The organism is Vallitalea guaymasensis, assembly GCF_018141425.1.
GTDB lineage: Bacteria > Bacillota > Clostridia > Lachnospirales > Vallitaleaceae > Vallitalea > Vallitalea guaymasensis.
Genome location: NZ_CP058561.1, coordinates 1,886,062 through 1,905,350, shown reverse-complemented (window position 1 = coordinate 1,905,350; position 19,289 = coordinate 1,886,062). Strand labels below are relative to the sequence as shown.

Below are 19,289 nucleotides of genomic sequence, written 5' to 3'. Positions count from 1 at the left end.
AAGAGTGCCAAACGAGAATATAGAGCAATCAGTAAGCTTTGATGCTATTAAGATTGGCTTAGCATCTCCTGAAAGAATTAGGGAATGGTCAAAGGGAGAAGTAAAGAAACCTGAAACAATTAACTACAGGACGCTAAAACCAGAAAGAGATGGTTTGTTCTGTGAAAAGATATTTGGACCTAGCAAAGATTGGGAGTGTCATTGCGGTAAGTACAAAAAAATACGATATAAAGGTGTAGTATGTGATCGTTGTGGTGTTGAGGTAACAAAGTCCAAAGTACGTAGAGAAAGAATGGGACACATTGAATTAGCAGCGCCTGTATCTCACATATGGTATTTTAAAGGTATTCCAAGTAGAATGGGATTAATCCTTGACTTATCTCCAAGAACTCTTGAAAAAGTATTATACTTTGCGTCATATATTGTAATAGATCCTGGTGAAACAGGATTACAATATAAACAAATCTTGACAGAAAAAGAATATAGAGATGCTTATGAAAAATACGGCAATAAATTTAGAGCTGGTATGGGAGCAGAATCTATAAAAGAAATATTAGCTAATATTCAATTGGAAAAAGAATCAATTGAATTAAGAAAAGCTCTAAGAGAGTCCTCAGGACAAAAGAGAGCAAGAATAATAAAAAGATTAGAAGTAGTAGATGCTTTTTTCAAATCCAACAACAAGCCAGAATGGATGATTATGGAGGTTGTTCCAGTTATCCCACCTGATCTTAGACCAATGGTTCAATTGGATGGTGGAAGATTTGCTACATCTGACTTGAATGATTTATACAGAAGAGTTATAAATAGAAATAATAGACTTAAAAGATTACTTGATCTTGGAGCACCTGACATTATTGTACGTAATGAAAAAAGAATGCTTCAAGAAGCGGTAGATGCACTAATAGACAATGGTAGAAGAGGTAGACCAGTAACAGGACCAGGTAATAGACCATTAAAATCATTATCTGATATGTTAAAAGGTAAGCAAGGACGTTTCAGACAAAACTTGTTGGGTAAACGTGTTGACTACTCAGGACGTTCAGTTATCGTTGTAGGTCCGGAACTTAAGATATTCCAGTGTGGTTTACCAAAAGAGATGGCAATTGAACTGTTTAAACCATTTGTGATGAAAAAATTAGTTAGTGATGGTTTAGCTCATAATATAAAATCAGCTAAAAAAATGGTTGAAAGATTAGAATCAGACGTATGGGATGTATTGGAAGAAGTTATCAAAGAGCATCCTGTTATGCTTAACCGTGCTCCTACACTTCACCGTTTAGGTATTCAAGCATTTGAACCTGTATTAGTAGAAGGAAAGGCTATCAAGCTTCATCCTTTAGTTTGTACAGCTTATAATGCCGACTTTGATGGTGACCAGATGGCTGTCCATGTACCATTATCAGTAGAAGCACAAGCTGAATGTAGATTTTTACTTCTTTCACCTAATAACTTATTGAAGCCTTCAGATGGTGCTCCAGTATCTGTTCCTTCACAGGATATGGTCCTTGGTACTTACTATCTTACTCTTGAAAAAGAGGGAGAAAAAGGTGAAGGTTACTATTTCAAAGATGAAAATGAAGCTATGCTTGCATATGAAAACGGAGAAGTAACTTTACATGCAAAGGTATATGTAAGAAGAACAATGGAAATAGAAGGCGAAGTTAAACAACAATTTGTTGAAACTTCTGTTGGTAGAATTATATTTAATGAAGCAATACCACAAGATCTTGGTTTTGCGACTAGAACTAAACCAGAAGACAAATTCAAATATGAAATTGATTTCTTAGTAGGTAAAAAGCAATTAAAAGATATACTATATAGATGTATCAATACCCATGGTTCAACCAAGACATCAGAAGTTCTTGATGGCATTAAGAAACTTGGTTTCAAATACTCTACTAGAGGTGCATTAACTGTATCTGTTTCAGATATGGAAGTACCTGCAAGCAAAAAAGAAATACTTAAGAATGCAGAAGAAACAGTAGAGAAGATAACAAAGCAATTTAAACGTGGATTCATGACTAATGAAGAAAGACGTTTAAAAGTTATTGAAACATGGAAAAATGCAGACGATACAATTACAGAAGCCTTACTTGGCGGACTTGGAAAATATAATAATATCTTCATGATGGCTGACTCTGGAGCCAGAGGTTCTGATAAGCAGATTAAGCAGTTAGGTGGTATGCGTGGACTTATGGCGGATACATCTGGTAAGACTATCGAATTACCAATCAAATCTAACTTCCGTGAAGGACTAGACGTTCTTGAATACTTTATTTCCGCTCACGGTGCTAGAAAAGGACTTGCTGATACTGCGCTTCGTACTGCCGATTCAGGATATTTAACAAGAAGACTTGTAGATGTTTCTCAAGACTTAATCATTAGAGAACATGATTGCTGTGATAAAGACAATGCTCCAGGTATGTGGATAACAGCATTCAAAGATGGTAATGAAGTAATTGAAAGTCTACAAGAAAGAATCACTGGCAGATGGTCTGTTGATGAAATAAAACATCCAGAAACTGGTGAGATTATAGTTGAACAAGATACTCTTATTACACCATTAAAAGCAAAAGCTGTTGTGGATGCAGGTATTGATAAAGTTCATATAAGAACTGTTCTTACTTGTAGATCAGAAATAGGAGTTTGTGCAAAATGCTATGGTTCTAATATGGCAACTGGATTACCTGTTCAAGTAGGGGAGTCTGTTGGTATTATTGCAGCACAATCAATCGGAGAACCAGGTACACAGCTTACAATGCGTACTTTCCATACAGGTGGTATTGCTGGAGACGATATAACACAAGGTCTTCCTCGTGTAGAGGAACTCTTTGAGGCTAGAAAACCAAAAGGATTAGCTATAATTGCTGAATTTGGTGGATTAGCTAGAATAAATGATACACGTAAAAAACGTGAAGTAGTAATCACAAACGAAGAAACTGGCGAAAGCAAAGCTTATCTAATACCATATGGTTCAAGAATCAAGGTAATGGATGGGGATGTAATTGAAGCCGGTGACGAGTTGACAGAAGGTAGTGTTAACCCACATGATATCTTGAAAATCAAAGGTAGCAGAAGTGTTCAAGACTACATGCTTCAAGAAGTTCAGCGTGTTTATAGACTTCAAGGTGTGGAAATTAACGATAAGCATATAGAGGTTATTGTTAGACAGATGTTAAAGAAAATAAGAATAGAAAATAGTGGTGATAGTGATTTCTTACCAGGAAGCCTAGTTGATAGGTTAGAGTTTGAAAAGATCAATGAAGAACTTGCTAGCAATGGTTTGGAATCAGCAGAAGGAACTCAAGTTATGCTCGGTATAACAAAAGCATCCTTGGCAACTAATTCATTCTTGTCAGCAGCATCTTTCCAAGAGACTACAAAAGTCTTGACAGAAGCTGCAATAAAAGGTAAATCAGATCCTCTAATCGGATTAAAAGAAAACGTAATCATCGGTAAACTTATTCCAGCTGGTACAGGTATGGAACGATACCGAAATGTTGGAATTGAAAAATACGTTGAAGATGAACCATTAATTGACGACGTTCTCTTTGAAGAATAGAGATAAAAATGCAAAAAACACCCTGGATTTTTATAAAATCTAGGGTGTTTTATTAAAATCCTTGACATTTATAAAAAATAGTGTTAAAATTCAGCAGTGTGCATTGTAATAATTTTTTTTAGTGACCGAAAGGGATGATCTATGTGCACCGATTAAAAACTAATTCCAAAGTAATTGGGATGAAACAGACTCTCAAAGCTCTTGAAAATGAAGAAGTAGAAGTACTTTATGTTGCAAAAGATGCACAGGATGAAGTAACTACCAGACACATTGAATTAGCAGCGAGTCAACAAATCCCTGTAGTTTATATTGATACTATGGAGGAATTAGGTTCAGTTTGCGATGTAGAAGTTAAAACAGCAACCGCAGCACTAATTAAATAAGATGTTAGGGCATCTTAAAGAAATTACAGGAGGTGAAATAGATGCCTACTATTAACCAATTAGTAAGAAAAGGTAGAGCAGTATCAACTAAGAAATCAACAGCACCTGCTCTTCAAAAAGGCTATAACTCTTTACACAAGAGAACTACTGATGTATCATCACCACAAAAAAGAGGTGTTTGTACTGCAGTAAAAACAGCCACTCCAAAAAAACCAAACTCAGCTCTTCGTAAGATTGCAAGGGTTCGTTTAACTAATGGTATCGAAGTAACAGGCTATATTCCTGGTGAGGGACATAACCTACAAGAACATAGCGTTGTTCTACTAAGAGGTGGAAGGGTAAAAGACTTACCTGGTACACGTTATCATATTGTTAGAGGTACACTTGACACAGCTGGTGTAGCTGACCGTAAACAATCACGTTCAAAATACGGAGCTAAGAGACCAAAAAAATAATTCTTTAGTAGTGTTTACTAGAATTAAATAATTAGTGAATATCATATGAAGCCTGACTTCAGTAATTTGCTAATTAGTGCTAGGTAAAATTGGAATATTACCTGTAGGTTGCAGGATTATATATATATTACGATATACCGAGCACGTAACATGAATATCAATTATATTCATGAGTACCGAAGAATTAATTATTATTAAGGAGGGAAGAGCCGTGCCACGTAAAGGACATATCCAAAAAAGAGAAGTATTAGCTGATCCAATGTACAGTGATAAAGTGGTAACTAAACTTATCAATAACATTATGTTAGATGGTAAAAAAGGAGCTGCGCAAAAAATTGTATATGGAGCATTTGAAAAGGTAGCTGAAAAAACTGGAAAAGATGCAGTAGAAGTTTTTAAAGAAGCTATGAATAACATTATGCCTGTTCTTGAAGTTAAAGCTAGACGTGTTGGTGGATCTACTTACCAAGTTCCTATGGAAGTTAGACCAGAGAGAAGACAAGCCTTAGGACTTCGTTGGTTAACTATTTATACACGTAAGCGTGGAGAAAGAACTATGGTAGATCGTTTAGCTGCTGAGATAATGGACGCAGCAAACAATACTGGTGCTTCAGTTAAGAAGAGAGAAGATACTCATAAAATGGCAGAAGCAAACAAAGCATTTGCACACTACAGATTCTAATAGTAGTTGCAACCATATACATTACTCAAACATTATTTTTGAAGTTAATGTATATAATTTCACAAAATTACTAATAATGCATATGATAATGTGTTGTTAAACAAATATATGCGGAAGCTTATGTTTCCGCATAATAATCAATAAATTGTAGCTAAGTAACTTTAGATTACCAAAGGAGGAATAACTTTGGCTGGAAGACAATTCCCACTAGAAAGAACTAGAAACATTGGGATTATGGCTCATATTGATGCAGGTAAAACAACACTAACAGAACGTATCTTATTCTATACAGGAAGAACTCACAAGATTGGGGAAACTCATGAAGGTGCAGCTCAAATGGACTGGATGGAGCAAGAACAGGAAAGAGGAATAACAATTACTTCCGCAGCTACAACTTGTCAATGGCTGAATCATAGGATTAACATTATTGATACACCGGGGCACGTTGACTTTACAGTAGAAGTAGAACGTTCTCTTCGTGTTTTAGATGGTTCTGTAGGTGTATTTTGTGCAAAAGGTGGAGTAGAGCCACAATCTGAGACTGTTTGGCGTCAAGCAGATAAATATAGAGTACCTAGAATGGCATTTGTTAATAAGATGGACATTATGGGTGCAGACTTTTATAATGCAGTAGATATGATGAGAGATAGACTTGGTGCTAATGCAGTACCAATTCAATTACCAATCGGAGCAGAAGATGACTTTGTAGGTCTTATAGATTTAATGAAAATGAAAGCATTTATTTATAAAGATGACCTTGGTCAAGATATCTCCGAAGAAGACATCCCAGCAGATTTAGCAGATCAAGCAGAAGAATATAGAGAAGCTATGGTTGAAGCGATCGCTGAAACAGATGAAGAATTAATGGAAAAATATCTTGAAGGAGAAGAGCTTACAGAAAAAGAATTGAAGAAAGCTCTAAGAAAAGCAGTAATAAACGTTGAGATTATTCCTGTTTTATGTGGTACAGCATATAGAAACAAAGGTGCACAAAAATTATTGGATGCAGTTGTTGAATATATGCCAGCTCCTATAGATGTACCTGCTATTCAAGGTATCGACCCAGATACAGAAGAAGAAGTAGAAAGACCATCTTCAGACGAAGAGCCTTTCTCAGCATTAGCATTTAAGATAATGGCAGACCCATTTGTTGGTAAATTAGCATTCTTTAGAGTTTATTCAGGAACAACTAATTCAGGTTCTTATGTATATAACTCAACTAAGAATAAGAAAGAACGTATGGGACGTATTCTTCAAATGCATGCTAACAAGAGAGAAGAAATTGATAAAGTTTACTCAGGAGATATCGCAGCAGCAGTTGGATTAAAAGTTACTTCAACTGGAGATACTTTATGTGATGATAAACATCCTGTAATACTTGAATCAATGATATTCCCTGAGCCAGTTATCCACGTTGCTATAGAGCCTAAAACTAAAGCTGGTCAAGAAAAAATGGGTATTGCCCTTGCAAAACTTGCAGAAGAAGATCCAACATTCAAAACACGTACTGATCACGATACAGGACAAACAATTATTTCTGGTATGGGTGAACTTCACCTTGAAATCATTGTTGACCGTCTACTTAGAGAATTCAAAGTAGAAGCTAACGTAGGTCAACCACAAGTTGCATACAAAGAGACTATTACTAAAGAAGTTGAAGTAGAAGGTAAATTTGTACGTCAATCAGGTGGACGTGGACAATACGGACATTGTAAAGTTAGATTCTCACCAATGGACGTTAATAGCGAAGAAACTTACGAATTTGTTAATTCTATAGTTGGTGGTTCTATTCCAAAAGAATATATCCCAGCAGTAGATAATGGAATTCAAGAGGCAATGAGTAGTGGTTTATTAGCAGGATATCCTGTACTTGGTATTAAAGCGGTTTGTTATGATGGATCATATCATGATGTTGACTCATCTGAGATGGCTTTCAAAATTGCTGGATCAATGGCATTCAAAGAAGCTATGAAAAAAGGTGGAGCAACTCTTTGTGAACCAATCATGAGAGTTGACGTTTCAGTACCAGAAGATTACATGGGTGATGTTATTGGTGACATCAACTCACGTAGAGGACGTATTGAAGGTATGGAACCACGTAATGGTGTTCAACAAATCCACGGATTTGTACCATTATCAGAAATGTTTGGTTATGCAACTGACTTACGTTCAAAAACTCAAGGTAGAGGAACTTATGTAATGCAATTTGATCATTTTGAGCCACTACCAAAATCAATTCAAGAAAAGATTATTGCAGGTAGAGCAACTAATTAATTGTTGTTTTATACAATAATAATATTGTAATATTAAATAACAATAAAAAACTTGCAAAATTTATTTTAATAAAATATAATTGAAAAAGAGACCAATTCAGAAATGAATGGACAAATTAGGGGATTTGCCCTAGATATAAAAGGAGGAAGATTTTAAATGGCTAAAGCTAAATATGAAAGAACCAAACCACACGTTAATATTGGTACTATTGGACACGTTGACCATGGTAAAACAACATTAACAGCTGCAATTACAAAAACTTTACACGAAAGATTAGGAACTGGAGAAGCAGTTGCTTTTGATAATATCGATAAGGCTCCAGAAGAAAGAGAACGTGGTATTACTATCTCAACAGCACACGTTGAGTATGAAACAGAAGGAAGACACTACGCACACGTAGACTGCCCAGGACATGCTGACTACGTTAAGAACATGATCACTGGTGCTGCTCAAATGGACGGTGCTATCTTAGTTGTTTCAGCTGCAGATGGTCCAATGCCTCAAACTCGTGAGCATATCCTTTTATCAGGCCAAGTTGGTGTTCAATACATCGTTGTATTCATGAACAAATGTGATATGGTTGATGATGAAGAATTATTAGAATTAGTTGAAATGGAAATCAGAGAATTATTATCTGAATATGATTTCCCAGGTGATGATATTCCTATCGTTATGGGTTCTGCTTTAAAAGCATTAGAAGATCCATCATCAGAGTGGGGAGACAAAATCTTAGACTTAATGAAAGAAGTAGATGCTTATATTCCATCTCCAGAAAGAGATATTGACAAGCCTTTCTTAATGCCTATAGAGGACGTATTCTCAATCACTGGTCGTGGTACTGTTGCAACTGGTAGAGTTGAGCGTGGAGTACTTCACGTATCTGACGAAATTGAAATCGTTGGAATCGGAGAATCAAGAAAAGTTGTTTGTACAGGAGTAGAAATGTTCCGTAAATTATTAGACGAAGCTCAAGCTGGTGATAACATCGGTGCATTACTTCGTGGTGTTCAAAGAACAGAAATTGAAAGAGGTCAAGTATTAGCTAAGCCTGGTTCAATTACTCCTCATACTAAGTTCAAAGCTCAAGTATATGTTCTTAAAAAAGAAGAGGGTGGACGTCATACTCCATTTTTCTCAAACTATAGACCACAGTTCTATTTCAGAACTACTGATATCACTGGTGTAATCAACCTTCCAGAAGGTGTAGAAATGTGTATGCCTGGTGACAACGTAGAAATGGAAATCGAACTTATTGCTCCAATCGCTATGGAAAAAGGTTTACGTTTCGCTATCCGTGAGGGTGGAAGAACTGTAGGTGCTGGATCAGTAGCAGAAATTATTGAATAATATAAGTTGATTATTTAATATAGGGAAAGCAGTGCTTGAATGCACTGCTTTTTTGTTTTGGAAAATTACCTATCTTTAGGGGTATTTTTTGGTGTATATTGAGAAGTTTATTTGTAGGGTATTTTGACTTCAGTAGAGGGGGTATTAGTAATAGGTTTAACTTGCCTTACCCTGAGAAGCGGTCGGTCTGCGTTAAACCTATTACTAATACCCCTATGTTTTGGGCTAGTGGTTACAGGACATGGGGACGTTTTGGTTGTCATATTAATGGGTATGACATAGGAATATAATTTGTGCGATTTATTAGAAAGTAATTGTTATTTATGATAAGGATATACTAAGAGTATTATGTGAAAAGATTTGTAATAATATATCTATGATCTAGTAAAAAATATTGAGAATAGGGCATTTATCATCAAGAAAGAGTTATGGAGGGATGATATAATATAATCAATAAATCTAAGGAGGAGAGATAAATAATGTATGAGTATAAGGAAATGCAAGGAGTTATTGATTATATTGAAGAGCATTTGGATGAGGATATGTGTGTTGATATGTTGGCGGAGATGGGGATGTTGTCGAAGTTCTATTTTCAGAGATTGTTTTATAAGCTGGTTGGTGTTACAGTAATGGAGTATGTTAGGTTGAGAAGAGTGGCTAGGGCTTCGGAGGATATCAAAGATGGTAGAAAGATTACGGATATCGCTTTTGAGAATGGTTTTAATAGTTTGGAGACTTTTACGAGGGCATTCAAATCGGTGTATAGCATGACGCCTAGCGAATATAAGAAGAAGGAGATACCCCTTGCTCATTTTTATAAGCCTGATTTATCTCTGAAATATAGAGCTGTGGATATAGGAGTTCCTTTGGTAGCTTCAGGTGTGGTGATAGAATTTGGTGTTAAGGAAATAAAGGAAGATGTTAAATTAGTGGGGATTGTTGAAGAATGTGAAATGGGGGTAGCAGGACAGGATACTCCTGGGGTAGCTTGGAATAAGTATGTTGAGGTAAAGAGTCAAATACCTGATCAAAGTGATGTGAAGGTGGAGTGTGGAATATCTTTTCCATCTGAGAAACAAGGGAAATTTAATTATTTGGCATCAGTACAGGTTGATAGATTTGATAGTAATGATGATAGGTTACATCAATATGTTGTACCAAAGGGTTTGTATGTAGTATGTACTTTTTCGGCTGAGAATTTCTTTGAATTGACTAATGCTGCTTTGGATAAAGCTATGGCTTATCTTCTACAGACGTGGTTGCCTAATAGTGATTATGATATGATAAGTGATTTTGCTGTAGAGTATTATGATTATAGGTGTTTGAAAGATCATCCTATACCACAGCAGGTACAGAGTGCTCCAGTTGACATTATTAAGAATCCGCCTGAAATGGATATAATGGTAATGGTGAAAAGAAAATAATATGAGTTTGTGAAAAGACAGTGCCTACGGGTACTGTTTTTTGGTAAAAATAATAATATATTCCTATAAAACTGACTCTTTTTTACATTTATGTAGTTGTTTACAAAAAGAAAGAAAAAACATAAAAAAATATTGAAAAACCCTTGCATTATGGTGCTTCTTAGTGTATACTAATAAATGCTGTGACAAAGATAGCTTAGAAGTGTGAGGTTGCCGCATAAGCGGGTAATTCACATGGAGCGAATGTCATGTTCAAGAAACTGGCGGCAAGGTCACTGTACAATATAAAGTCAAAGCGATGTAGGCTTGATTTGAGGTGTGTAGGATATATGATACACACGGAGCGATGTACAGTCACCACTTGTCGTACTAGAGTACGAAAAGGAGGCGACTTTTTTTATGGCAAGTCAAAAAATGAGAATTAGCTTAAAAGCATACGATCATCAATTAATCGATCAATCTTCAAAGAAAATTATTGAAACAGCTAAGAAAACTGGTGCTAAGGTGAGCGGACCAATTCCACTACCTACTAAGAAAGAAGTAGTAACTATTCTTAGAGCTGTACACAAGTACAAAGATTCCAGAGAACAATTCGAACAAAGAACTCATAAAAGATTAATTGACATTCTTATGCCAACAGCTAAGACAGTAGATGCTTTAATGAGACTTGAACTACCTGCAGGGGTAGATATCAAAGTAGATGTTAAATAATTATACGATAGTATAATATCCCTTAGAGGTTTATATATAGACTATAAACCATCTAGGATGATTACACTTATGTGTAATCCGCTGTAGATTATTAGGAGGTGCAAAGGAAATGAAAAAAGCTATTATAGCAAAAAAAGTTGGTATGACTCAAATATTTGAAGAAAGTGGAGAGTTAGTACCTGTAACAGTATTAGAAGCTGGACCATGTGTGGTAACTCAAGTAAAAACACTTGAAAACGATGGTTACAAATCTGTACAAGTTGGATTTGGTGAGAGAAAAGAAAAACACACTAATAAGCCAATGAAAGGTCATTTTGACAAAGCAGGCGTTAGCTTCAAAAAGCATATAAAAGAGTTTAGACTTGATAATGCAGAGGAATTTGAAGTAGGAAACGAAATCAAAGCTGATACATTCGAAATTGGTGACAAAGTTGATGTATCTGGTGTATCAAAAGGTAAAGGATTCCAAGGATCAATTAAGAGACATAACCAATCAAGAGGACCAATGGGTCACGGTTCTAAGTCTCATAGAGTATCTGGATCTATGGGTGGTGCTTCTTCACCTTCAAGAGTATTCAAAGGTAAAAAATTACCTGGACATATGGGTAGTGAGAATGTAACTGTTCAAAACTTAGAAGTAGTAAGAGTAGATGTTGAAAACAATTTACTTTTAATAAAAGGTGCTGTACCAGGACCTAAAAAATCAATAGTAACAATAGTAAATAGCGTAAAAGCTTAGTTAATACGTAGGAAGGAGGAACGATCATGGCAAAAGTTTCTGTTTACAACATGGAAGGTAAACAAGTTGAAGAAATAGAACTTAATGACAATATATTTGGTGTAGAAATAAATGAACACTTAATGCATATGTCAGTTGTAGGACAGCTTGCAAATAAACGCCAAGGCACACAAAGTGCAAAAACTCGTTCAGAAGTAAGAGGTGGCGGAGCTAAGCCTTGGAGACAAAAAGGAACAGGTAGAGCGAGACAAGGATCAATTCGTGCACCACATTGGACAGGTGGTGGAGTTGTATTTGCTCCAAAGCCAAGAGATTATTCAATCAAATTAAACAAAAAAGAAAAAAGAGCGGCATTAAAATCAGCATTAACTGCAAAAGTAAATGATAATAAACTTATTGTTGTTGATGAATTAAAACTTGATGAAGTCAAAACTAAAAAGATGAGTGAAGTTTTAGCTAACTTAAAAGTACAAAAAGCATTAGTAGTTTTAAATGATAATGACAAAAATGTTGTATTATCAACTCGTAATATCAGAGGTGTAAAAACAGCATTAACTAATACAATTAATGTATACGACATTCTAAAATATGATACTTTTGTGGTAACTAAAGATGCGGTTGCTACAATTCAGGAGGTGTATGCATAATGGCTGATTTAAAATATTATGACATAATATTAAAACCTGTTGTTACTGAAAAAAGTATGGAAGTTATGGCTGACAGAAAATACACTTTCTTAGTTCATCCAGAAGCAACAAAAACTCAAGTAAAAGAAGCAGTAGAAAAAATGTTCGAAGGAACAAAAGTTGAAAAAGTCAATACTATGAATAATATTGGTAAAGTAAAAAGAAGAGGTATGACTTTTGGTAAAACTGCTAAGACAAAGAAGGCTATTGTTAAGTTAACAGAAGGTAGCAAAGAAATAGATTTCTTTGAAGGTATGTAATAAACAATATAATTAAAGTATAAACGACTAGTAGTAGATAGTTAGAAGATACACACGGTAGCGTGTGTCAATATACTTTTGAAAGGAGTGCAATTCATGGGTATTAAAAAATATAACCCTTATACACCTTCCAGAAGACATATGACAGGATCTACTTTTGAGGAGATTACTAAAAAAACTCCTGAGAAATCATTAGTAGTAAGTCTAAAAAAACATTCTGGACGTAATAATCAAGGTAAGATTACAGTAAGACACCGTGGTGGCGGGTCTAAGATTAAATATAGAATGATAGATTTCAAAAGAAATAAAGATGGTGTTCCAGGTAAAGTAGTAGCTATTGAATATGATCCAAACCGTTCAGCAAATATTGCATTAGTACAATATGTGGATGGAGAAAAAAGATATATTCTTTCACCAAACGGCTTAAAAGTGGGACACAAAGTAATGAGTGGATCAGAAGCTGAAATCAGAGTTGGTAATGCATTACAACTTAAAGATATTCCAGTAGGTTCTAGCATTCACAATATCGAGTTAAAACCAGGTAAAGGTGGACAATTAGTTCGTTCAGCTGGTAATGTAGCTCAACTTATGGCAAAAGAAGGTAAATTTGCAACACTTAGATTACCATCTGGAGAAATGAGATTAGTTCCAATCCTTTGTAAAGCTACAATAGGTCAAGTTGGAAATATCGATCATGAACTTATTACAGTTGGTAAAGCTGGACGTAAACGTCATATGGGTATCCGCCCTACAGTTCGTGGTTCTGTTATGAACCCTAATGACCATCCACATGGTGGTGGAGAAGGTAGAGCACCAGTTGGTCGTCCAAGTCCAATGACACCTTGGGGTAAACCAGCACTTGGTTACAAAACAAGAAAGAAAAATAAGCATTCTAATAAATATATCATAAGAAAACGTTCAAGTAATAAATAATAACCACTAAAAGGAGGTTTGAATTAATGGCTCGTTCACTTAAAAAAGGACCTTTCGCAGATGAGCACTTACTAAAAAAAGTAAGAGTATTAAATGAAAAAGGCGATAAACAAGTTATTAAAACATGGTCAAGACGTTCCACTATTTTCCCTGAAATGCTAGGTCATACTATTGCAGTTCATGATGGAAGAAGACATGTACCTGTTTATATAAGCGAAGATATGGTAGGACATAAATTAGGAGAATTCGTGCTAACAAGAACTTATAGAGGCCACGGAAAAGACGAAAAGAAATCAAAAGTACGTTAATTCGGTAAATGCAGTATGGAAGGAGGCTAATTTATAATGGCTAAAGGGCATAGAAGTCAGATAAAAAGAGAAAGAAATGCTAACAAAGATACTAGACCTAAAGCAAAGGTATCCTATGCTAGAGTTTCACCAACAAAAGCTAAAATTGTACTTGATACAATTAAAGGAAAAGATGTAGGTGCAGCCGTAGGTATATTAAATTACACACCTAGAAACGGTGCTAGAATCATAGAGAAAGTTTTAAAATCAGCTATAGCTAATGCTGAGAATAATAATGGATTAGATCCAGCTAACTTATACATTGAAGAAGCTTTTGCTAACAAAGGACCTACAATGAAAAGAATAAGACCAAGAGCACAAGGTAGAGCGTATAGAATAGAGAAGAAATCTAGTCATATCACAATCATTCTTAACGAAAGATAGATAAGGAGGGAAAGAATGGGACAAAAAGTCAACCCACATGGATTAAGAGTCGGAATTATTAAAGACTGGGATGCAAAGTGGTACGCAGAAAAGGATTTTGCAGACCTTTTAATAGAAGACAACAAATTAAGAACATATATTAAAAAAAGATTGTATTCAGCTGGTGTATCTAGAATAGAAATTGAAAGAGCATCAGAAAGAGTTAAAATTAACATTCACACAGCTAAACCTGGTATTGTTATTGGTAAAGGCGGTTCATCAATTGAAAAATTAAGAACTGAGTTACAAAAAATGACTGCTAGTAAAGTAATCGTGAATATCGTTGAAGTAAAAAGACCAGAAAAAAATGCTCAATTAGTTGCTGAAAACATTGCACTTCAACTTGAAAACCGTGTATCTTTCCGTAGAGCTATGAAACAATCAATGGGAAGAACAATGAAGGCAGGAGCAAAAGGTATTAAAGCTATCTGTTCAGGACGTTTAGGTGGAGCAGAAATGGCTCGTACAGAATCATATAATGAGGGAACAATTCCTCTACAGACACTTCGTGCAGATATAGATTATGGATTTGCTGAAGCAAATACTATATATGGAAAAATCGGTGTAAAAATATATATTTATAATGGCGAAGTTCTTCCTGGTCAAGTTACTAAGAGAGAAGGGAGAGGGAAGTAATGTTAATTCCAAAGAGAGTTAAACGCCGTAAACAATTTCGTGGTAACATGAAAGGTAAAGCGTTAAGAGGAAACAAAATCAATTACGGTGAATATGGTATTGTTGCATTAGAGCCTTGCTGGATAAAATCCAATCAGATAGAAGCTGCCCGTGTTGCTATGACTCGTTACATCAAACGTGGTGGTAAAGTTTGGATTAAAATTTTCCCTGATAAACCAGTTACAGCAAAACCTGCTGAAACAAGAATGGGTAAAGGAAAAGGATCACCTGAGTACTGGGTAGCAGTAGTAAAGCCAGGCCGTGTAATGTTTGAAATTGCTGGAGTAGAAGAAGAAGTAGCTAGAGAAGCATTAAGACTTGCTATGCACAAGTTGCCATGTAAATGTAAAGTTTATTCTCGTGCAGAGCTAGAAGGCGGTGATAATTGTGAAGTCAACTAAATACATTGAAGATTTAAGAAATAAATCTGCTGCAGAACTTAATGAAGATTTAGTTACTGCAAAAAAAGAATTATTTAACCTAAGATTTCAAAATGCGACTAACCAATTAGATAATACAGGTAGAATTAAAGAGGTTAGAAAAAATATAGCTAGAATTCAAACAATTATAACTGAGCAATTAAAGGTTGCTAAGTAACCTTGGAAGGAGGAATTCAAGTGGCTGAAAGAAATCTACGTAAAGTTCGTATAGGTAGAGTAGTTAGTGATAAAATGGATAAAACAGTTGTTGTAGCTGTTGAAAATAATGTAAAGCATCCATTATACGGAAAAGTTGTAAAAAGAACTTACAAATTAAAAGCCCATGATGAAAAAAATGAGTGTGGCATTGGCGATAGAGTACGTGTTATGGAAACAAGACCATTATCAAAAGATAAAAGATGGAGATTAGTAGAAATAGTAGAAAAAGCAAAATAAGCTTTGTATTTGCTGAAAGGAGGTTCATCTAATGATCCAACAAGAATCCAGACTTAAAGTTGCAGATAATACAGGTGCTAAAGAAATCCTTTGCATCAGAGTATTAGGCGGATCAACTAGGAGATATGCAAACATTGGAGATGTTATAGTTGCTACTGTTAAAGATGCAACACCAGGTGGCGTTGTAAAAAAAGGTGAAGTAGTAAAAGCTGTAGTAGTTAGAACTAAAAAAGGTGCACGTCGTAAAGACGGTTCTTATATCAAATTTGACCAAAACGCAGCGGTTATAATCAAAGATGATAAGACACCAAAAGGAACTCGTATTTTTGGACCTGTTGCTAGAGAGTTAAGAGAGAAAAAATACATGAAAATCCTATCATTAGCACCAGAAGTATTATAGGGAGGTGTAATAAGTGTATAAAACAAGACTTAAATCAGGTGATACTGTTAAAGTTATTTCTGGAAAAGACAAAGGTAAAGAAGGAAAGATTTTAACTGTAGATAGAAAAAATGGAAAAGTAATTGTTGAAGGCGTTAACATGGTTACAAAACATACAAAACCAAGCGCTGCTAATCAACAAGGTGGAATCGTTCACCAAGAATCAGCATTAAACGCTTCAAAAGTAATGTATGTTCATAAAGGAAAACCTACAAGATTAGGTGTTAAAGTAGTAAAAGAAGACAGAAATGGACGTACTAAGAATGTTAGATATAGAATAGCTAAATCAACAGGTGAAGTTATAGATTAATAGTAGAGAGGAGGCTAACTAGCTTGAGTAGAATAAAAGAGGTTTACAATAATGAAATTGTAGATGCTATGATGAAGAAATTTAACTATAAAAATAAAATGGCTGTACCAAAAATTGAAAAAATAGTTATTAATATGGGCGTCGGAGAAGCTAAAGAGAATCGTAAGATTCTAGATTCTGCTGTTAGTGATTTAACAATAATCGCTGGACAAAAGCCTATAATAACAAAAGCAAAGAAATCTGTTGCAGCTTTCAAAGTTAGAGAAGGTATGCCAATAGGATGTAAAGTTACACTTAGAGGTAGCAGAATGTATGATTTTGCTGATCGTCTAATTAACTTAGCCCTACCAAGAGTTAGAGACTTTAGAGGTGTTAATCCTAACGCATTTGATGGTAGAGGTAACTACGCTTTAGGTATTAAAGAGCAATTAATCTTTCCTGAGATCGAATATGATAAAGTTGATAAAGTTAGAGGTATGGATATTATCTTCGTTACTACAGCTAAGACTGATGAAGAAGCTCGTGAATTATTAACATTATTCGGAATGCCTTTTAAAAAATAATAAGGAGGGAATCGATTAAATGGCAAAAACATCAATGAAAATTAAACAACAACTTAAGCCAAAGTTTTCATCAAGAGCTTATAACCGTTGTAGAATATGTGGAAGACCTCACGGATATTTAAGAAAATATGGAATATGTAGAATCTGTTTCCGTGAATTAGCGTATAAAGGACAAATCCCAGGTGTTAAAAAAGCTAGTTGGTAAGATTTAGTAATAGGAAGGAGGCCACAAATTATGACAATGAGCGATCCAATTGCAGATATGTTAACAAGAATCCGTAACGGAAATACTGCTAAACATGATTTTGTAGATGTACCTGCTTCAAAAATGAAGCAAGCTGTTGCTGACATTTTGGTAAATGAAGGGTACGTTAAAGGATATAAATTAATAGAAGATGGTTTAATCAAAACTATCCGTGTAGAAATGAAATATGGTAAAGATAAAAATGAAAAGGTAATAGCTGGAATCAAGAAAATATCTAAACCTGGACTTAGAGTATATGCAGGTAAAGATGAATTACCAAAAGTATTAGGTGGACTTGGAACTGCTATCATCTCAACTAATAAAGGTATCATAACTGATAAAGAAGCTAGAAAACAAAATGTTGGTGGAGAAGTAATTGCTTTTATATGGTAATTACTACTCTCTTTAAAGAATTAGACATAAAAAATAAAATATAATGGATGAAGCTTTGCAATATCGCAAAGGTATTTAATCCGAGGAGGTGCAAGCATGTCACGTATTGGTAGATTACCTGTAGAAATCCCAGCAGGAGTAGAAGTTAATGTAACAGAAAGTAACTTTATAACTGTTAAAGGAGCAAAAGGTACTTTAGAGCAACAATTACCAAAAGAAATGTTAATTTCTAAAGAGGAAAACCAAGTGGTAGTAAATAGACCAAATGATTTAAAGAAAATGAAATCATTACATGGTTTAACTAGAACTCTTGTAGCGAACATGATTGAAGGAGTAACTAAAGGTTACGAAAAGAAATTAGAAATCAATGGTGTTGGATATAGAGCACAAAAGCAAGGCAAAAAATTAGTATTATCTTTAGGATATTCACATCCAGTAGAAATGGAAGATCCAGAAGGTCTTGAAGCAGTTGTAGAAGGACAAAATGTTATTATCGTAAAAGGAATTGACAAAGCAAGAGTAGGTCAATACGCAGCGGAAATAAGATTTAAGAGACCACCTGAGCCATACAAAGGCAAAGGAATTAAGTACGCTGATGAAATAATCAGACGTAAAGAAACTGGTAAATAGTAAAAAAGTAAAGGGGTGAAATCCATGATAAAGAAAACATCACGAACTAAAGTACGTGTTAAGAAGCATAGAAGAATACGTAATAATATAATTGGTACTTCTGAAAGACCTCGTTTAGTGGTTTTTAGAAGTGACAAACATATGTATGCGCAAGTTATCGATGACCTAAGTGGTCATACTTTAGCAGCTGCTTCTACAGTTGAAAAAGACATTAAAAGTGGTTTAGAAAAAACTAATAATGTTGCTGCAGCGGTTCTTGTTGGAGAAACTGTTGCTAAAAGAGCTGTAGAAAAAGGTGTTACAGAAGTAATTTTCGATAGAGGCGGATACATTTATCAAGGTAAAGTAAAAGCATTGGCAGACTCAGCTAGAGAAGCTGGGTTAAAATTCTAAGTAAGGAGGTAGAAGCATGAAGCGTACAATGATTGATGCTAGTAAGCTAGATCTAAAAGAAAAAGTAGTATCAATAAGACGTGTTACTAAGGTAGTAAAGGGAGGACGTAACTTCCGTTTTGCAGCTTTAGTAGTAGTCGGAGATGAGAATGGGCATGTAGGCGCAGGTGTAGGTAAAGCAACTGAAATTCCTGATGCTATTCGTAAAGGTATCGACGACGCTAAAAAAAGACTTATTGAAGTTCCTATAGATGAAAATGGTAGTATTCCACATGATTACATCGGTAAATTCGGAAGTGCTTCCGTTTTAATGAAAAGAGCACCAGAAGGAACAGGTGTTATAGCTGGTGGTCCTGCTCGTGCCGTACTTGAACTTGCAGGAATCAAAAATATCAGAACAAAATCATTAGGTTCAAATAACAAGAATAATGTAGTAACAGCTACTGTTGCAGGGCTTGATGGACTTAAAACTCCTGAAGAAGTAGCAAAACTTCGTGGAAAATCAATTGAAGAGCTTTTAGGATAGGAGGGAACCAAG

26 protein-coding genes are annotated in these 19,289 nt (G+C 35.1%); all 26 read left to right on the top strand.

Annotated features, from left to right (window positions below; all coding sequences use genetic code 11):
* Positions 1-4 precede the first annotated feature (4 nt).
* The 26 genes from rpoC to rpsE all read left to right on the top strand — a co-directional run bounded on the left by rpoC (position 5) and on the right by rpsE (position 19,277).
* A complete protein-coding gene (rpoC, locus tag HYG85_RS08570; RefSeq protein WP_212693113.1) occupies positions 5-3,565 on the top strand; it encodes a DNA-directed RNA polymerase subunit beta' in 3,561 nt (1,186 codons plus the stop codon).
* A 143-nt stretch (positions 3,566-3,708) separates the two neighbouring features.
* Entirely contained in the window at positions 3,709-3,948 is a 240-nt protein-coding gene (locus HYG85_RS08565) for a ribosomal L7Ae/L30e/S12e/Gadd45 family protein (protein WP_330619256.1), read from the top strand.
* Between the two features lie 41 nt (positions 3,949-3,989).
* Entirely contained in the window at positions 3,990-4,403 is a 414-nt protein-coding gene (gene rpsL, locus HYG85_RS08560; RefSeq protein ID WP_113672545.1) for a 30S ribosomal protein S12, read from the top strand.
* Positions 4,404-4,614: 211 nt separating this feature from the next.
* A complete protein-coding gene (gene rpsG, locus HYG85_RS08555) occupies positions 4,615-5,085 on the top strand; it encodes a 30S ribosomal protein S7 (RefSeq protein WP_193774455.1) in 471 nt (156 codons plus the stop codon).
* A 186-nt stretch (positions 5,086-5,271) separates the two neighbouring features.
* Positions 5,272-7,359: an elongation factor G gene (gene fusA / locus HYG85_RS08550; protein ID WP_212693112.1), complete on the top strand. Its 2,088-nt coding sequence runs from the start codon at positions 5,272-5,274 to the stop codon at positions 7,357-7,359.
* A 156-nt stretch (positions 7,360-7,515) separates the two neighbouring features.
* Positions 7,516-8,706, top strand: a complete 1,191-nt coding sequence (gene tuf, locus HYG85_RS08545) for an elongation factor Tu (protein WP_212693111.1) — start codon at positions 7,516-7,518, stop codon at positions 8,704-8,706.
* Between the two features lie 479 nt (positions 8,707-9,185).
* Complete coding sequence (locus HYG85_RS08540; protein WP_212693110.1) at positions 9,186-10,130, top strand: AraC family transcriptional regulator; 945 nt, start codon at positions 9,186-9,188, stop codon at positions 10,128-10,130.
* Positions 10,131-10,529: 399 nt separating this feature from the next.
* Positions 10,530-10,841, top strand: a complete 312-nt coding sequence (gene rpsJ, locus HYG85_RS08535; RefSeq protein WP_113672540.1) for a 30S ribosomal protein S10 — start codon at positions 10,530-10,532, stop codon at positions 10,839-10,841.
* A gap of 109 nt (positions 10,842-10,950) precedes the next feature.
* Positions 10,951-11,580 carry a 50S ribosomal protein L3 gene (gene rplC / locus HYG85_RS08530; RefSeq protein WP_212693109.1) on the top strand — a complete coding sequence of 210 codons (630 nt, stop codon included), beginning with the start codon at positions 10,951-10,953 and terminating at the stop codon, positions 11,578-11,580.
* A 26-nt stretch (positions 11,581-11,606) separates the two neighbouring features.
* Positions 11,607-12,227, top strand: coding sequence for a 50S ribosomal protein L4 (gene rplD, locus HYG85_RS08525; protein WP_113672538.1), 621 nt, complete (start codon positions 11,607-11,609; stop codon positions 12,225-12,227).
* Positions 12,227-12,526 carry a 50S ribosomal protein L23 gene (gene rplW / locus HYG85_RS08520; RefSeq protein ID WP_113672537.1) on the top strand — a complete coding sequence of 100 codons (300 nt, stop codon included), beginning with the start codon at positions 12,227-12,229 and terminating at the stop codon, positions 12,524-12,526. The genes rplD and rplW overlap by 1 nt, the downstream gene beginning before the upstream one ends.
* 96 nt (positions 12,527-12,622) lie before the next feature.
* Positions 12,623-13,459, top strand: a complete 837-nt coding sequence (gene rplB / locus HYG85_RS08515; RefSeq protein WP_113672536.1) for a 50S ribosomal protein L2 — start codon at positions 12,623-12,625, stop codon at positions 13,457-13,459.
* A gap of 26 nt (positions 13,460-13,485) precedes the next feature.
* Entirely contained in the window at positions 13,486-13,767 is a 282-nt protein-coding gene (gene rpsS, locus HYG85_RS08510) for a 30S ribosomal protein S19 (protein ID WP_113672535.1), read from the top strand.
* A gap of 36 nt (positions 13,768-13,803) precedes the next feature.
* Positions 13,804-14,190, top strand: a complete 387-nt coding sequence (rplV, locus tag HYG85_RS08505; RefSeq protein WP_113672534.1) for a 50S ribosomal protein L22 — start codon at positions 13,804-13,806, stop codon at positions 14,188-14,190.
* Between the two features lie 15 nt (positions 14,191-14,205).
* On the top strand, positions 14,206-14,865 hold the full coding sequence (rpsC, locus tag HYG85_RS08500) for a 30S ribosomal protein S3 (RefSeq protein WP_113672533.1): 660 nt from the start codon (positions 14,206-14,208) through the stop codon (positions 14,863-14,865).
* Positions 14,865-15,305 carry a 50S ribosomal protein L16 gene (gene rplP / locus HYG85_RS08495; RefSeq protein WP_113672532.1) on the top strand — a complete coding sequence of 147 codons (441 nt, stop codon included), beginning with the start codon at positions 14,865-14,867 and terminating at the stop codon, positions 15,303-15,305. The genes rpsC and rplP overlap by 1 nt, the downstream gene beginning before the upstream one ends.
* The gene (gene rpmC, locus HYG85_RS08490; protein ID WP_113672531.1) at positions 15,292-15,501 is read left to right on the top strand and encodes a 50S ribosomal protein L29; all 210 of its coding nucleotides are present in this window, start codon (positions 15,292-15,294) and stop codon (positions 15,499-15,501) included. The genes rplP and rpmC overlap by 14 nt, the downstream gene beginning before the upstream one ends.
* Before the next feature lie 20 nt (positions 15,502-15,521).
* Positions 15,522-15,779 (top strand): 30S ribosomal protein S17, encoded by a 258-nt coding sequence (gene rpsQ / locus HYG85_RS08485; protein ID WP_113672530.1) that lies wholly within the window; start codon positions 15,522-15,524, stop codon positions 15,777-15,779.
* Positions 15,780-15,810: 31 nt separating this feature from the next.
* Complete coding sequence (gene rplN / locus HYG85_RS08480) at positions 15,811-16,179, top strand: 50S ribosomal protein L14 (RefSeq protein WP_113672529.1); 369 nt, start codon at positions 15,811-15,813, stop codon at positions 16,177-16,179.
* A 13-nt stretch (positions 16,180-16,192) separates the two neighbouring features.
* Positions 16,193-16,528 (top strand): 50S ribosomal protein L24, encoded by a 336-nt coding sequence (gene rplX, locus HYG85_RS08475; protein WP_113672528.1) that lies wholly within the window; start codon positions 16,193-16,195, stop codon positions 16,526-16,528.
* Positions 16,529-16,551: 23 nt separating this feature from the next.
* Positions 16,552-17,091 carry a 50S ribosomal protein L5 gene (gene rplE / locus HYG85_RS08470; protein ID WP_113672527.1) on the top strand — a complete coding sequence of 180 codons (540 nt, stop codon included), beginning with the start codon at positions 16,552-16,554 and terminating at the stop codon, positions 17,089-17,091.
* Positions 17,092-17,110: 19 nt separating this feature from the next.
* The gene (locus tag HYG85_RS08465; protein WP_113672526.1) at positions 17,111-17,296 is read left to right on the top strand and encodes a type Z 30S ribosomal protein S14; all 186 of its coding nucleotides are present in this window, start codon (positions 17,111-17,113) and stop codon (positions 17,294-17,296) included.
* A 30-nt stretch (positions 17,297-17,326) separates the two neighbouring features.
* On the top strand, positions 17,327-17,728 hold the full coding sequence (gene rpsH / locus HYG85_RS08460) for a 30S ribosomal protein S8 (RefSeq protein WP_212693108.1): 402 nt from the start codon (positions 17,327-17,329) through the stop codon (positions 17,726-17,728).
* Between the two features lie 96 nt (positions 17,729-17,824).
* Entirely contained in the window at positions 17,825-18,358 is a 534-nt protein-coding gene (gene rplF, locus HYG85_RS08455; protein WP_113672524.1) for a 50S ribosomal protein L6, read from the top strand.
* Between the two features lie 24 nt (positions 18,359-18,382).
* Positions 18,383-18,751 carry a 50S ribosomal protein L18 gene (gene rplR / locus HYG85_RS08450; RefSeq protein ID WP_113672523.1) on the top strand — a complete coding sequence of 123 codons (369 nt, stop codon included), beginning with the start codon at positions 18,383-18,385 and terminating at the stop codon, positions 18,749-18,751.
* A gap of 16 nt (positions 18,752-18,767) precedes the next feature.
* Complete coding sequence (rpsE, locus tag HYG85_RS08445) at positions 18,768-19,277, top strand: 30S ribosomal protein S5 (RefSeq protein ID WP_113672522.1); 510 nt, start codon at positions 18,768-18,770, stop codon at positions 19,275-19,277.
* Positions 19,278-19,289 lie beyond the last annotated feature (12 nt).

Bases quoted from the DNA above. Each gene is read 5' to 3' on its own strand.
- rpsL (WP_113672545.1), top strand. From the start codon at position 3,990: ATGCCTACTATTAACCAATTAGTAAGAAAAGGTAGAGCAGTATCAACT.
- tuf (WP_212693111.1), top strand. From the start codon at position 7,516: ATGGCTAAAGCTAAATATGAAAGAACCAAACCACACGTTAATATTGGT.
- HYG85_RS08540 (WP_212693110.1), top strand. From the start codon at position 9,186: ATGTATGAGTATAAGGAAATGCAAGGAGTTATTGATTATATTGAAGAG.
- rpsJ (WP_113672540.1), top strand. From the start codon at position 10,530: ATGGCAAGTCAAAAAATGAGAATTAGCTTAAAAGCATACGATCATCAA.
- rplC (WP_212693109.1), top strand. From the start codon at position 10,951: ATGAAAAAAGCTATTATAGCAAAAAAAGTTGGTATGACTCAAATATTT.
- rplD (WP_113672538.1), top strand. From the start codon at position 11,607: ATGGCAAAAGTTTCTGTTTACAACATGGAAGGTAAACAAGTTGAAGAA.
- rplW (WP_113672537.1), top strand. From the start codon at position 12,227: ATGGCTGATTTAAAATATTATGACATAATATTAAAACCTGTTGTTACT.
- rplB (WP_113672536.1), top strand. From the start codon at position 12,623: ATGGGTATTAAAAAATATAACCCTTATACACCTTCCAGAAGACATATG.
- rpsS (WP_113672535.1), top strand. From the start codon at position 13,486: ATGGCTCGTTCACTTAAAAAAGGACCTTTCGCAGATGAGCACTTACTA.
- rplV (WP_113672534.1), top strand. From the start codon at position 13,804: ATGGCTAAAGGGCATAGAAGTCAGATAAAAAGAGAAAGAAATGCTAAC.
- rpsC (WP_113672533.1), top strand. From the start codon at position 14,206: ATGGGACAAAAAGTCAACCCACATGGATTAAGAGTCGGAATTATTAAA.
- rplP (WP_113672532.1), top strand. From the start codon at position 14,865: ATGTTAATTCCAAAGAGAGTTAAACGCCGTAAACAATTTCGTGGTAAC.
- rplN (WP_113672529.1), top strand. From the start codon at position 15,811: ATGATCCAACAAGAATCCAGACTTAAAGTTGCAGATAATACAGGTGCT.
- HYG85_RS08465 (WP_113672526.1), top strand. From the start codon at position 17,111: ATGGCAAAAACATCAATGAAAATTAAACAACAACTTAAGCCAAAGTTT.
- rpsH (WP_212693108.1), top strand. From the start codon at position 17,327: ATGACAATGAGCGATCCAATTGCAGATATGTTAACAAGAATCCGTAAC.
- rplF (WP_113672524.1), top strand. From the start codon at position 17,825: ATGTCACGTATTGGTAGATTACCTGTAGAAATCCCAGCAGGAGTAGAA.
- rplR (WP_113672523.1), top strand. From the start codon at position 18,383: ATGATAAAGAAAACATCACGAACTAAAGTACGTGTTAAGAAGCATAGA.
- rpsE (WP_113672522.1), top strand. From the start codon at position 18,768: ATGAAGCGTACAATGATTGATGCTAGTAAGCTAGATCTAAAAGAAAAA.